The following is a 13,288-nucleotide window of genomic DNA, read 5'->3' on the forward strand; positions in this document are numbered from 1 at the left end:
GGCCCGGCCAGGCCCGGCCTACCGGACCACGTCGACGCGGAAGCGCGCCGCGCCGTAGGCGTCGCAGCCATCGCCGATGCAGCTCTGCGGCGCCGTGCCCACCAGCAGCGGCGTGGGGCGTTGCCACTGGGCGAGCAAGGCATCGGCGCGCGCGCCTTCAGGCAGCTTCAGGAACAGGTACTCGCGTTCGGTGCTGAGCGCGGCATAGTCGCGCGGCTGCTCGCTCACCACCACCAGGAAATGCTCGGCGCCCGCGGGCTCGACGGTCTCCAGCGGCCAGCTGGCCTGCGGCAGCCGCAGCGTCTGGCCGGGCTGGATGCGCTGCGGCTTGGCCTGGCTGTTGGGGAACAGCTGCAGCAGCGAGCCATCGGGCCCGAGCACCAGCACCTGCACATAGCCGGCGCGGGCGCTGCTGACCGAAAAGCCCAGGCTGTCCTTGCCGATGCGCAGCTGTGGCTTGGTCGGGCGCGCCTGCACGTCGAAGCCGGGCGTCTGCCCGGCCAGCACGCGTTCGAATTCCTGCTGCGCATCGAAGCGGCGCACGGTGGCGGCAGGCGCGGGCGGCGGTTGCACCGCGGCCACGGCAGGTGCAGGTGCCGGCGCGGGGGCGGGTGCAGCGGGCTGCGCCGCCACCTGCGGTGCGCTGGCCACAGGCGGTGGCGTGCGGCTGCTCAGGAAGTACGCCGCAGCACCGCCGCCGAGCAGCAGCACGGCCAGGCCGCCGATCAGCGGGGCCTTGCTCCTGGGCTTGCTTTCGGCAAGGTGGGTGGCGGGCACCTGTGGCGTGGTCTGCTGCAGCCGCGTGGGCGCGTCGCCCGGCATCGCCGTGTCGCCGAACGCCGATGCGGGCCCCTGGCGGGCCGGCACAGGTGCGTGGCTGGCTTCCCCGAAACCGAGGTCGGCGCGCAGCGCGTCGATGGTCTGCGTGCGCGCCTCGGGCTGCACGATCAGCGCCTTGTCGAGCGCCTGCAGGAAGCGCGCGCTGTAGCGCCCCTCGGCCGCCTGCACCAGCGGAACATAGTGGTCGCTCATGAGCCGGCTCACGGCCGCCGGCGGGGTGCGGCCCATGATGGCGAAGTGCACGGTGGCGGCCAACGCATAGACATCGGTCCAGCCGCCCTGCTTCATGTTGGGCGCCTCGGCGTACTGCTCCACGGGCGCGTAGCCCGGCTTGAGGATCACCGTCAGCGCCTGCGTCATGTCGCCGATCACGCGGCGCGCGGCGCCGAAGTCCAGCAGCAGCGGCTTGCCCGTGGCGGCCAGCAGGATCACGTTGTCGGGCGCGATGTCGCGGTGGAAGCAGCGCTCGGCGTGGATCACCGACAAGGCCTCGGTCAGCGGCCCCAGCATGTCCATCAGCCAGGCCTCGTCGGGCGGGCCGCCCATCTCCTTGAGCCGGTCCTTCAGCGTCGTGCCTTCGTAGAACGGCATGACCATGTAGGCCGTGCCGTTGGCCTCCCAGAAGCGGTAGACCTTGACGAGCGAGGGATGGTCGAACTGCGCCAGCAGCTTGGCCTCGTTGATGAAGCTCTTGCGACCGAGCTCGAAGGTCTCGCGGTGGCGCTCGGACTTCACGTGCACCTGGGTCTGCCCGCTGCGCGCGGCCAGCGACGACGGCATGTACTCCTTCAGCGCGACCTTGCGGTCGAGCGAGTGGTCCCAGGCGTCGTAGACGATGCCGAAGCCGCCTTCGCCCAGCACGTTGCGCAGCTCGAACTCGTTCAGGCGCGTGCCGACCTGCAGCGCGTTGCCGCTGTCGCCCGAGCTGCTGGCCACCGGGCCTGCGGGCGCACCGGATGGCGCTGGCGCGGTGACGGGCACGGGGATGGGTGCGGGGGCTGCCACGGGCCCGGGTGCGGGTGCCGGCGAGGGCGCTGGCGCAGGTGGCGGCGACGGCTGCGGCGCCGCGCGCGGGCCGATGATCTTGGTGCGGTCGTCGTCGTCTTCAGGCGTCGGATGGGTCATGGGTGCTGCGGTGACATGGCGGTCGATTCTGCTGCATGGACCCGGGCCGGACAACGCCGGCGCGGGCACGCGGATGGGGCGTGAAGATCGCGTTGCGAAGCACGGAGTGCGCTTTCATAATCGCGCACTTTCCAAGGAGCACGAACCTGATGATGAATATCTTGAAGCGTTGCGCCGCACCGCTCCTCTCGGCCCTGCTGGTGCTGGCATCGCATGCGGCGCTGGCCGAACCCGGCCAGGTGGTCGCGGGCAGCTATGTGAACAAGATCCAGGATCTCAACTTCAAGGAAAACAAGTACACGCTGGACTTCTTCCTGTGGTTCCGCTGGAAGGCCACGGGTGCGCTGGAAGACTACAAGCCGCTGGAGAGCGTCGAGCTCATCAACGGCAAGATCGAGGACAAGAGCAGCGTGGTGGAGAAGAAGATCGGCGACATCAGCTATGCGTCGGTCCGCGTGCGCGCCACCATGTCGGAGAACTGGGAGCTGGCCAACTTCCCCTTCGATGCCCACACCATGCAGGTCCACATCGAGGACAGCGGCAAGTCCCAGGACGAGCTGGTGTTCGTGCCCGACACCGCCAATTCGCGGCTGGGCGACGAGATCGACATGGCCGGCTGGACCGAGTCGAACTTCACGACCAGCGTCGTGCCCAAGGTCTACCGCACCAACTACGGCGACCCGTCCTTGCCGACCGACGCGCGGTCCGAGTTCTCGCGCTTCGTGATGTCGATGGAGATCCACCGCGAGAGCTACGGCTCGGCCATCAAGCTGCTCAGCACGGTGCTTCTGGCCACGGCCGTGGCCTTCGTGGCGTTCATGGTCAAGCCGTCGGACCTCGATGCGCGCTTCGGCATGGGCGTCGGTTCGCTGTTCGCGGTGGCGGCCAGCGCGTTCATCGCGGCCTCGTCGGTGCCCGACTCGGGCGTGATGACGGTGGCAGACCAGGTGCACATGGTGGCGCTGGCCTTCATCTTCGTGTCGCTGCTGATGTCCTCGCTGTGCCTGAAGTTCGAGGTCACGGGGCGCGAGGAACTGGCCTTCCGCATCGACCGCTGGTGCGTGGTGCTGTTCCCGATCGCGTTCTACGGCTGGGCCACCGTGGCGATCATCAAGGCCATCGGCTGAACCTGGCGCGCCCGCGCGCGGCGACCCGGCGCCGGCGCAGTGCCGGGGGCGGACGCCGCGCATGCTCACTTCAGGGAGGCCAGCAGCGCCTCGAGTTCGGGGTCCATCTCGGGCTCCGCCGCGGGCTCGGCGCCAGGGTCGGCCGCGGGGCTGTCGTCGCCCAAGCTGGCCAGCAGCGCATCGAGTTCATTCTGCGCGGCATCGACGGCGGGGTTCTGGGCTTCCTGGGTCTGTGGCGTTGGCAGCGCATCCTGTGCAGCCGATGCATCCGGCGTGTCCGCTGCCTCGGCCTGGAGGCCGGCACCGCCGTCCTGCGCGCCCGCGTCCGGGGCATCGGGCGTGACGGCCCGCGGCGGCGCATCGGCGACCGGTGGCATGGCCGCACCCACGGCCACGGTGCCGGCGCCGCGCTGCGCGGGCGACCAGTCCACGCCGACCTTGCCTGCCACCTTGCTGCCCACCGCGCCGCGGCTGTCGCTCGGCGCCTTGCGCGGCGCCGCGCCCGGGCCCGCGGCCAGGCCGTCGCCGTTGACGGCCTCCAGCCCGGCCAGGCGCACCAGCGCCTCGCCCTTGTGCGCCATTACCGCGTTGATGCCGTAGTCGCGCAGCAGGCTGGCGGCCTGCGTGCCGATCAGGCGGTCGGTGCAGGGCAGGGCGATGCTGTCGCCGTCGGCGTCCACGTAGAAATGGAAGGGCAGGTCGCCGATGGCCAGCTGCCCGCCGCGCACGCCGAGCACGCACAGCGCCAGCAGCGCGGGATGGCCCCACAGCATGCCGCGCAGGCCGGCCGAGCGGCTGAATTCCTCGAACGCGAAGCTGGAGATCGGATCGCTCTTCTTGCCGTACGGATGGCGCAGCAGGAAGTGCGGCGCCAGCAGCGCCAGGTACGACGCATCGGGCAGCTGCCGCAGCGCCGCGAACGCCTCGCGCACGAGGCGGTGCGGCGGTTCGCGCCGGTCGGTGAAGGCGTCGCTGGCGATGGCCGTGATGAACGGCGCGCCGGCATGCGCGGCGACGCGGGCGGCGCGTCCCAGCAGTTCGGCGTGCGGCGGGCTGGCCTCGAACTGGTAGCAGCCGGCGATGTAGCTGTAGCCGCCGTCGGCGTCCTGCGCGGGCTGCTCGACCAGCAGCTTGTACAGCCCGGACTCGGCCAGGTCGTCCACCGCGCTGAGGTCGGCCGCCAGCTCCTCGGCGCTGATGTCGATCAGGTGCACCTGCAGCGCGTGGCTGGTCTCCAGGCGGCGCAGCAGGAAGTCCACGCCGCGCCACAGCGACTCGGCGTTCTGGAAGTCGCCCTGGCTGAGCACGGCGCGCATGGCATCGGCCAGCGCCGCATCGACCGTCGCCACCAGCGCGTCCTTGTTCGGGCTGGCGGCCGGCTGCACGAATGGGCCGACGATGCGCCGCAGCAGCGCGTCGATGGAATCGTCGGCCTGCGCCGCCACGCCGGGGCGGCCGGTCAGGCGCGCGAAGTCGTCCAGCCGCGCACCGGCCGATGGCGCCGCACCGCGCGCGCGCCCCTGGCGGGCCATGCGCGATGCGCTGGGCGTGGCGTCGCCGCCCCAGCCCTGCACCTCGGCCGCGGCGGCCGCGAAGGTCGACGGGGTGTTGAGCCGCTTGCGCAGCGCGGCCAGCGCCGAGAAGACCTCGACCTCGCGGTACAGCGTGTCGGGGTGGAAGGCATCGAGCTCGGTGATGGCGATCTCCACCGGCGCGCCGTCGGCGCCCAGCGGCAGCGTGAGCCGCAGGTCCAGCCGCGCCAGCGCGTCCTCCAGCGTGTCGAACTCCACCTTGAGCGGCTTGCGCCTGGCCAGCGCGGCGCCCTTGTCCAGGCGGCCGCGCAGCGCGCCGGCGCCGAAGTCGCCGAGGATGGCGATGCGCATGGGCCGCCGGGCGTTCCACTGGGGAGCGCTTGCGTCGATGCCGCCAAAGTTCAGTTCGTCGCTCATGGTGTCTTCCTTGGAGGGGTGGTGGTGGTCACGGCGCAGCGCGGCGCGCCGTCCGTGTCGGTGAAGGTGCCGGTGTTGGGAAGCGGGTGGGCGCGGGCATGGCCTAGCCTTCGCCCGCTGGCGGTACGCGGGCGCCGAGCAGCGCGTCGAAATCGGTGCCGCGCGGCATGCCCTCGCGCGTGTGGGCACGCAGTGCGCCGTGGGCGTCGCCATGCATCCAGCAGGCCTGGCCCGGGGCCAGCCGGCCCAGGCCGGGCGCGTGGGCGGGATCGGTCCACTCGGGCGTGGCCGGTGCCGGGCCGCCCAGGCGCAGCAGCTCGGTCTCCAGGCGTTCCGCGGTCCAGTCCTCGTCCAGCGCATCCAGCGCCAGGTCGTTCAGGCGCTGGAGCCAGGACAGCAGCGCGCCCACCGCGCCCGGCGTGGCGGGCAGGGCGGGCAGGCGCAGCGCGAGCGTGAGCGGAAAGTAGCGGCCCACGCGGTCCACCGAGGGCATCAGCACGCCGGCCCAGCAGCCGCTGCCTGCCGGCAGCGGCAATGCGCTGGGCGCCAGCACGAAACGCCAGCTCGGGCTGGCCAGGTAGCGCTCCAGCCAGGTGGCGGGCTCGCGCCCGCGCCACGCGGCGAGGCCCTCGGCCAGCCACAGGTCCCAGGTCTCGATGAAGCCGGGATCGAGCCGGCGCGAGGCGAAGTCGCCCAGGCTGGGCAGCTTGCCGTACCAGCCGGCTGCGCTGGCGCCGTCATGGGCGGCCACGCTGGTCCATGCGCTCGCTATCATGGCCGCGCCGTTCCTTCCGAGAGCCTGCCATGACCTGCTTCTGCTCTGCCCGACTCGGCAGCCTGGTGGCTTCGCTGACGCTGCTGCCGCCGACACTGCACCTGGTGCCACCGCTGCCGCCCAGCCTGCTCGCGGTGGCCGCCGGCCCGGCGCTCGGCGGCTTCGGGCCGATGCCCGCCGCCCAGGCTGCGCTGACGGCCAACCTCACCGCCATGGCCAGCCTGTCGGCATCCCTGCAGGCGGCGATGGGCATGCGCCTCACGGCGGCCATGGCGCCGGCCGTGCAGGCGTCGCTGCAGGCCAGCCTGGCGGCCACGGTGCAATCGTTCCAGGCCGCCGGCAGCATGCTGGCCCTGCAGGCCGGGCCGCTGGCCAACGTCACGCTGGGCCTCACGGGGCTCACGCAGCTGGCCGCCCTGGTGCTCTCGGTGCAGGCCGCGTTCGGCATCGACCTGCGGGCCAGCGGCGCGCTGCTGGCGCTGCAGGCCAGGCTGGACGCATCGGCCAGCGCTGCCGTGCAGGTCTCCGCCGTGGCGGCGGCCATGGCGGCGCTGGGGCTGCGCATGGACGCGCAGGGCGCACTGGCGGCCAATGCCTCGGCCACGGCGCTGGCCAGCATGGTGGCCAGCCTGCCGTCGCTGAGCCTGAACCTGCCCGCGCTGTTGCAGTTGTCCGGGCTGGTGTCGATGGTGGCGACGGTCCAGGCAGGCCTGGGCGTCAACCTGCTGGCCATGAACGCGATGGCCAGCCTGAAGGCCGCGCTGTCCGGATTGCCGCTGGCCGCATTGGCCAACCTCAACGTGACGGCGAAGGCCGCAGCCACGGCAGCGCTGGCGGCACCGGTGCCCCCCGTGCCGGCGGTGCCGCCGGTGGCCCTCAACCTGCAGGCCGTGGCCAGCGCCAACCTGGCCGGCGTCCCGCCCCTGGCCATGCTGCTGGCCCTGAGCGCCAACGCCAAGCTGGGCCTGCCGGCCGGCAGCTGCGGCCAGCCGTGCCCGCTGGCGTTGCTGGCGGCGCCCGGGCTGTCCGGCAGCGCCAGCGTGGCGGCCTGAGCCGCCGCCCGCGGCCGACTGCGCAGCCTTCACGCGCGGCGCACCGGCCCGGCTTCGGCGCACGGCGCCTCCCGGTGCGCAGTGCAAGCGTTGCCCTGCATCACAGCGCATCGGGACAGCGGAAGGTCTGCATCTCGCGCATGCGCAGCGGGTTGATGGCGCTGGCCGAGATCACCTCCAGCTTGGCCTTCTTGCCCTGCAGGTCCAGCAGCACGGTGAACCGCTCGGGCTGGGCCGAGGGCTGCACCTCGAACCTGTTGATCAGCCGCAGCAGCGCCCAAGGGCCTTCGAACAGCTGCGGTGCGTCGGCGTCGGCATGGATCCGGATCTGCGAGGCGACCTTGCTGCTCGGCCAGGTGACGGTCTGCGCTGCCGTGCTGGCGGCGGAGAACTTCAGCGGCTGGCCATCGATGTCCAGCGTCAGCTCCTTCATGCCCTCGCCCATCTCCAGCACGCGCAGGTCGACCTTGAAGCCCGGCTGCTTGCCGCCGTTGCGGAAGAAGGCCTCCTTGATGCGCGCGGCACGCTGGAAGTCGGCCAGCGCGGCACCGCCGGCGGGCTTGCTGCCATCGGTCAGCGGGCGGTAGGCCCACGGCGTGACGCCGGTGTCGACCACGGCGGCCAGGCGGCGCTGGTAGAACTCGTCCAGCATGCCGCCAACGCCGAACAGCTGGCCGAAGTCGTCCGGCAGCACATCGGACTTGGACCCCAGTGCGAACGGGTAGCGGCCCGCCACCGTCTTGCTGCAGAAGCTGGCGATGGGCTGCAACTCGGCCGACAGCCCCTGGCGCTCGGCCGTGCGGCTCTGGCTGGCGCCGGCGTCGGCCAGCGATTCGAGCATGGACTTGATCGGCTCGGGCTGCAGCGCCGCGGCGGCCTTGGCCGCGCCGCCGCCCGCGCCCGGCGGCGGGGGCGACTTGCTCTTCTGCGCGGCGTCCACCGCGGTCAGCTGCACATAGACCTCGTTGAACAGCTTCATCGTTTCCTCGATCGGCGCAGGCGTGCCGGCCACGAGCCGGTGGATGCGGGCGAAATGGTCGTCGACCATGGCCTCGATCGGGCGGCCCGGCGCACTGCCGCTGTCGGCCTCGGGCTTGCCGCCCGCCAATGCCGCCAGCGCCTGTTGCGCCTTGCTGGCCTGGCCGGCCAGCCCGGTGGCAGCGAGCGCGCCCGCGGCGCCCGGGGCCTTGGCGGCCTCCAGCGCCATCGCCTCCAGCTGGGTCTCGCGCGCCACCGCGCGCAGGTAGGCGGTCAGCGGCGAATCGGGCGCGGCCAGCACGCGCGCCACGGCCAGGCTGCGGTCCAGCCCGCCGAGCTTGACCAGCCGCACATCGGCCAGGTACTGGTCCCACACCTTGATGTATTCCTGCAGGTACAGGCGGCGCACGCGGGTGTCCAGGTCCTCGGCGCCGACGCTGGCCTTGCCCAGCGCGTTGACAGGTGTCTTCACGTCGAGCACCCAGCGCTCTTCCTGTGCCAGTTGCTTGGCCACCGCCGTGACCGAGCCCTTGAAGGTCTTGAAGTAGGCCTCCCGCGTGAACAGCCCCGGCACGCCGCGCGTGATCGGCTGGCCGCTGGCGCGCTCGAACACCTGCGCGGCGTTGGGCCCACCGGCCGATGCCACCGAGAACTCGGGGAAGTCGCTGCCGACGCGGGCGCGCTTGAGGCGGCTGAAGACGCGGTACTCCAGCGGGTAGGCCACCAGCATGTCGCGCACGTTGGCGACCAGCGTCCGGTCGATCGGCGCCAGGGCGGCCGGCGCGCCGCGCGAGAGCGCGGCCTGCAGGTGTGCGCTCAAGGCTTCGCGCTGCTCGGCGCTGAGCGTGGCCGACAGGTTCATGTCCCAGTCCAGCGTGACCCAGTTGGCCAGCGCCTCGGCATCGAAGTGCTCGGGCGTGTACAGCATGAGGTAGCCCTTGAGCGCCTCGTAGGCCAGCTCCAGGTTGTTGCGGTTGACCGCGCGCAGCCGCTCTTCCAGGCGCCGCGCCACGCGCGGCAGCAGCGCATGGTCCAGCAGGTGCTGGTAGCCGATGTTGGCGCCGGCGCCCACATAGTCGCCCTGGTACAGCCCCAGCGTGTTCAGCAGCGGCGGCGCGTCCAGCGCGAAGCCCGTGGGCACGGGCGCGGCAACCACCTGGTTCAGCACCTGCGGCAGGGCCGTGACATCGCCGTTGGCGGCCGGTGGCAGGGCGTCGACCGCGCGCTTGACCTCCGGCAGCCGCGCCTCGATCTCGGCCAGGTAGGCCTTGTTGCGGCTGTAGCTCACGCCCCAGCCCGCCAGCACGCCCAGGCTCACCAGCGCCAGCAGGCCCACGCCGGCCAGGCGCAGCCGGCGGCGGCGCACCTCGGCCTGCCGGTTCTCGCCGACCAGCCCCTGCTCGGCGAAGACCACCTCCTTGAGCAGCCGGCTCAGGAAGAAGCTCTTGCCGCGCGCCGACGCCACCGGCGGCGCCTTGCCGTTCACGCCGAAGGTACGCGCCAGCGTGCCCATCACGCGGTCGATCGGCGTGCCCTCCTGCGTGCCGCTGGTGAAGTACACGCCGCGCAGCAGCGCGCGCTGCTCGAGCGCGGCGCCGCCGTCGAACACCTGCTCCAGGAAGCCGCCCAGCAGGCCCTTGAGGCCGCCGAACTGCTGCGGGAAGGCAAAGATCGCCGCGCGCTTGCGCACATCGCCCTCGGCCTGCATGGCGTCCAGCAGCCGGTCGCGCAGGCGCTTTTCCAGCGCCGCGAACTCGCTGCCGAACTGCTGCATCGGGCTGTCGGTGCCGTGCGGGTCGTAGGTGTAGCTGAAGCCCCAGACCTGGTCGCGCTCTTCCTTGCCCAGGTCGCCGAAGGTCTCGTTGAAGCCGGCCACCAGGTCGGTCTTGGTGACCAGCACATACACCGGCGGGCGCACGCCCAGGCGCTCGTGCAGCTCCTGCAGGCGGGTGCGCAGGCGCATCGCGTGGTCCTTGCGGTCGGCCGGGCTCTGCTGCAGCAGGTCCTGCACGTTGACCGTGAGCATCACGCCGTTGATGGGCCGGCGCGGGCGCGACTTGCGCAGCAGCGCGAGGAAGCTCTCCCAGGCCGATGCATCGGTCTTCTGCTCGGACTGCTGCAGCGTGTAGCGGCCGGCGGTGTCGATCAGCACTGCGTCGTCGGTGAACCACCAGTCGCAGTTGCGCGTGCCGCCCACGCCCTTGACGGAAGCCTGGCCCATCTTGCCGGCCAGCGGGAAGGTCAGGCCGGCGTTCAGGAGCGCGGTGGTCTTGCCCGAGCCCGGCGCGCCGATGAACACGTACCAGGGCAGCTCGTAGAGGTACTGGCCGCGGTTGAACAGGCCGCGCCTGCCGGTCTTGCGCGCACTGTCCTGCAGCACGTTCAGGGCCTCGGCGAAGCGCTGGTCGAGCACCTGGGCTTCGCGGTCGGCGGACGAAGCCCCGCCCTTGATGCCGGCCAGCATCGCGGCGTTGGCGCGGCGGCGCTTGAGCCAGCGCCACAGCCACACCGCGGCGAAGGCGAGCACGATGAGCCCGATGACGAGCAGGCGCGCGCCCTCGCTGCCCAGGGGCGTGTGCCCCTTGAACGTGGCCAGCGGGCCGACCCACCACACCACGGCCGACAGGCACAGCAGGCCCAGCAGGCCGAACACCACGGGATGCAGCAGCGGGCGCAGCAACGCTTGAGGGATCTTTTTCATGCGGGGTACCTCACTCGGCCGGCTTGACGAACAGCGTCAGTTCGACGCGGCGGTTCCTGGCCCGGCCGGCCGCGCTGCCGTTGTCGGCCACGCTCTCGGCATCGGCGCGGCCTTCGGCGCGCACGCGTTCGGGTTTCAGGGTCTTGACCAGTTCGGCCTTGACCGTGTCCGCACGGTCCTGCGACAGGTGCCAGTTGGACGGGTAGCGCACGGTGCGGATCGGCTGGTTGTCGGTGTGGCCGGTGACCAGCACCTGGCCCTGGCCCGGGATCTCGGCCATGGCCTGCGCGATGCGCGGCAGCAGCGGGCGCACGGCGCTGGAGATGGTGGCGCTGCCGGGCTCGAAGAAGCCGTCGCCCTTGACGGTGACGACCGACCGGTCGGCGAAGTCCTGCACCTGCACCAGGCCGGCCAGGATCTCCGGCTGCAGCAGCTGGGCCAGCCGCGGCGCGGCAGCGGGCGGCGGCGGTGGCGGCGGCGCCGAGGGGGCCGCCACCTGGGCGGCCTTGGCATCGAGCGACTGCAGCACCGCGAAGGACGGCTGGGCCAGGTCGGCCAGCTGGAAGCGCAGGCCGATGAACACCAGCGTCAGCAAGAGCGCCGCGACCGAGGCGATGACCCACAGCGGCACGCCGTCGCGCAGGCGCACGCCGCCGGCCGGCTGGCCCTGCCAGCGCGGCGACAGCGCCTTCTCGTAGCTGCCGCGCTGCTGCTTGAGCATCTGGGCCAGGCGGTCGCGCACGCTGTCGAGCTGGGCGCGGCCGTTCTCGATGACCTTGTAGCGGCCCTCGAAGCCGAAGGAGAGCGCCACGTACAGCAGCTCCAGCAAATTGCGGTTGCCGGCCACGTTCTCGGCCAGCTTGGACATCAGCTGGAACACCTTCTCGCCGCCCCAGGTCTCGTTGTGGAACTGCACCAGCAGGCTCTGGGCCGACCATGCGCCGGCCCCGCCCCACGGGGTGCTGGCGGCCGATTCGTCCAGCAGCGTGCACAGGATGTAGCGCGCCGCGATCACCTGCTCGTTGGGCAGACCCTGCGCGCGGGCCTGGGTCTCGAACTTGCGCAGGCCGTCGGCCAGGGCCTCGCGCAGCCCGGCGGGATTGGCATGGTGCGCGGTCGCGCGCATGGTGGGCGCGGCGGTCAGCAGCGGCATCGCGGCGGCGACCAGCGGGTTCAGCCCGGTGGCGCTCAGCGCGTCCAGCGCCAGCGGCGCATCGCGCCCGGCCGGTGCGCCGCCCGCGGGCGGCACCGGCGCGTCGGCGCCGCCACCTTGGGGGCCTGGGGTGGCCGCGGGCCGCACGGCCGCCCGCCCGGCCGACGGCTTGATCACCGTCTTGTCGGAATTGAAGGCCGCGAACGGGTCGTTCCTGTCGTCCTGGGTCATGGCATCAAGCCCTCACTGCCCACAATTGCAATTCGAGCCCGGGGAAATCGCCCGCGATGTGGATCGCCAGGCCGCCCGAGTTTTCCAGCTGCCGCCACATCTCGTTGCCGCGCGTCTCCAGCTCGAAGTAGTTGTAGCCGGCGTGGTAGGGGATCTGGCGCGGCGCGACCGGCAGCGGCCGCAGCAGCACGCCCGGCAGCTGCAGGTTGACCAGGTTGCGGATCTGCTCGACGGTGCCGATCTTGACCTGCGTCGGAAAGCGCGCGCGCAGCGCATCGCCCGGCAGCTGCGCGGCCACGGCCAGCACGAACTGGGCGCTGCGCTGCAGGGCCACGTCGGCGATGATGGCCACGCGGATGCCGTACTTGCGGTCCTGCAGCTCGATCGGGATGGCGGTCTGCTCCATCACCATCGACAGCGACTGGCGCAGGCTGTCCATCAGCGGCTTGAAGCAGCGCGCCGGGTCGTCGTGCAGGTAGGCCGGCAGGTCCGCCGGCCGGCGTCGTTCGCCGAAGGTGGCCAGGTCGCCGGCCAGCGAGACGGCGCCGAAATAGAACTCCTTGGGCGACAGGATCGAAGTCTGGCGCCACTGCGCCAGCAGCGGCTCGTGCCGGTTGATCGCCTCCAGCAGCAGGAAGTCGGCGATCTCGCCGACACCGGCGCGCCCGGGCTGGGCCAGCCGCGCGGCCAGTGCCTCGCCACGCTGGTGCAGCAGGCCGTGCAGCTCGCGCAGGTAGGACGCCAGGATCTCGTTGCCGCCGCTGTGCAGCGTGGGCGGGATGAAGGTGGTGTCCAGCACCAGCTTGTTGTCGGCGCGGCGTTCGACCACGCGGCACAGGCCCAGCGTGGCGTAGCCTTCCTGCGCATCGCGGGCCAGCATGATGCGCAGGTGCAGCCGGCCGATCTGGATCGGCGCCATGCGCTCGCCCGTCACGTTGGTGTCGCCCACCTCGATCTCGGCGGCGGTGTAGCGCGGCGGCATGGAGCCGGCGTCGCCCTCGGCATCGGTCTCGGCCACGCCGGGGCGCTGCAGCGACAGCGCCAGCACCACGAGCTGGTCGCGCACGTCGGCCGGCACGTCCAGGGCGGCCGGCGCGGCGTCCTGGCCCGGGATGTCGAAGGCCACGCCGTCGGGCATCAGGCCCTGGGCCGCGTTCAGCGCGATCTTGCCCAGGTTCAGCGCGGCGTTGTCGATGGACAGGTTCAGGAAGCCCCAGCCATAGGCCTGCTGGGCGGCAGAGCGCTGCAGTTCCTGCGACAGGGTGTAGCGGTCATGCTGCTGGAAATGCTGGGGCTGCAGGAACATGCCCTCCGTCCAGATGACTTTGTTGGTCCACGTCATGGTTGTTTCACGATC

General features: G+C 72.0%; 8 protein-coding genes. 2 read left to right on the top strand and 6 right to left on the bottom strand.

From position 1 onward, the window contains the following. Positions 1-18: 18 nt before the first annotated feature. The gene (locus ASF44_RS28170) at positions 19-1,965 is read right to left on the bottom strand and encodes a serine/threonine-protein kinase (protein ID WP_056902581.1); all 1,947 of its coding nucleotides are present in this window, start codon (positions 1,963-1,965) and stop codon (positions 19-21) included. 152 nt (positions 1,966-2,117) lie between these two features. On the opposite strand from ASF44_RS28170, the gene ASF44_RS28175 reads away from it, so the two are divergent. Further along, entirely contained in the window at positions 2,118-3,092 is a 975-nt protein-coding gene (locus ASF44_RS28175; protein ID WP_156374744.1) for a hypothetical protein, read from the top strand. 65 nt (positions 3,093-3,157) lie between these two features. Here the strand turns inward: ASF44_RS28175 and ASF44_RS28180 are convergent, their stop codons facing one another. After that, positions 3,158-5,041, bottom strand: coding sequence for a type VI secretion system contractile sheath domain-containing protein (locus tag ASF44_RS28180; RefSeq protein ID WP_056902583.1), 1,884 nt, complete (start codon positions 5,039-5,041; stop codon positions 3,158-3,160). Positions 5,042-5,144: 103 nt separating this feature from the next. Then, positions 5,145-5,816: a type VI secretion system-associated protein TagF gene (tagF, locus tag ASF44_RS32240; protein WP_156374745.1), complete on the bottom strand. Its 672-nt coding sequence runs from the start codon at positions 5,814-5,816 to the stop codon at positions 5,145-5,147. Positions 5,817-5,845: 29 nt separating this feature from the next. On the opposite strand from tagF, the gene ASF44_RS28190 reads away from it, so the two are divergent. Then, complete coding sequence (locus ASF44_RS28190; protein WP_056902585.1) at positions 5,846-6,868, top strand: hypothetical protein; 1,023 nt, start codon at positions 5,846-5,848, stop codon at positions 6,866-6,868. A gap of 100 nt (positions 6,869-6,968) precedes the next feature. Here the strand turns inward: ASF44_RS28190 and tssM are convergent, their stop codons facing one another. The 3 genes from tssM to tssK are packed head-to-tail and all read right to left on the bottom strand — an operon-like array spanning position 6,969 to position 13,273. After that, complete coding sequence (tssM, locus tag ASF44_RS28195; protein ID WP_082525102.1) at positions 6,969-10,547, bottom strand: type VI secretion system membrane subunit TssM; 3,579 nt, start codon at positions 10,545-10,547, stop codon at positions 6,969-6,971. A 10-nt stretch (positions 10,548-10,557) separates the two neighbouring features. After that, positions 10,558-11,931, bottom strand: coding sequence for a DotU family type VI secretion system protein (locus ASF44_RS28200; RefSeq protein ID WP_056902587.1), 1,374 nt, complete (start codon positions 11,929-11,931; stop codon positions 10,558-10,560). A gap of 4 nt (positions 11,932-11,935) precedes the next feature. After that, positions 11,936-13,273 carry a type VI secretion system baseplate subunit TssK gene (gene tssK / locus ASF44_RS28205; protein ID WP_056902588.1) on the bottom strand — a complete coding sequence of 446 codons (1,338 nt, stop codon included), beginning with the start codon at positions 13,271-13,273 and terminating at the stop codon, positions 11,936-11,938. Between the last annotated feature and the right edge of the window lie 15 nt (positions 13,274-13,288).

The sequence above is a fragment of the Pseudorhodoferax sp. Leaf274 genome (assembly GCF_001422445.1).
Classification (GTDB): Bacteria; Pseudomonadota; Gammaproteobacteria; order Burkholderiales; family Burkholderiaceae_C; genus Pseudorhodoferax.

Coding starts and splice junctions, on each gene's coding strand:
- tagF (WP_156374745.1), bottom strand. CDS start 5,816: ATGATAGCGAGCGCATGGACCAGCGTGGCCGCCCATGACGGCGCCAGC.
- tssK (WP_056902588.1), bottom strand. CDS start 13,273: ATGACGTGGACCAACAAAGTCATCTGGACGGAGGGCATGTTCCTGCAG.
- ASF44_RS28200 (WP_056902587.1), bottom strand. CDS start 11,931: ATGACCCAGGACGACAGGAACGACCCGTTCGCGGCCTTCAATTCCGAC.
- ASF44_RS28190 (WP_056902585.1), top strand. CDS start 5,846: ATGACCTGCTTCTGCTCTGCCCGACTCGGCAGCCTGGTGGCTTCGCTG.
- ASF44_RS28180 (WP_056902583.1), bottom strand. CDS start 5,041: ATGAGCGACGAACTGAACTTTGGCGGCATCGACGCAAGCGCTCCCCAG.
- ASF44_RS28170 (WP_056902581.1), bottom strand. CDS start 1,965: ATGACCCATCCGACGCCTGAAGACGACGACGACCGCACCAAGATCATC.
- tssM (WP_082525102.1), bottom strand. CDS start 10,547: ATGAAAAAGATCCCTCAAGCGTTGCTGCGCCCGCTGCTGCATCCCGTG.
- ASF44_RS28175 (WP_156374744.1), top strand. CDS start 2,118: ATGAATATCTTGAAGCGTTGCGCCGCACCGCTCCTCTCGGCCCTGCTG.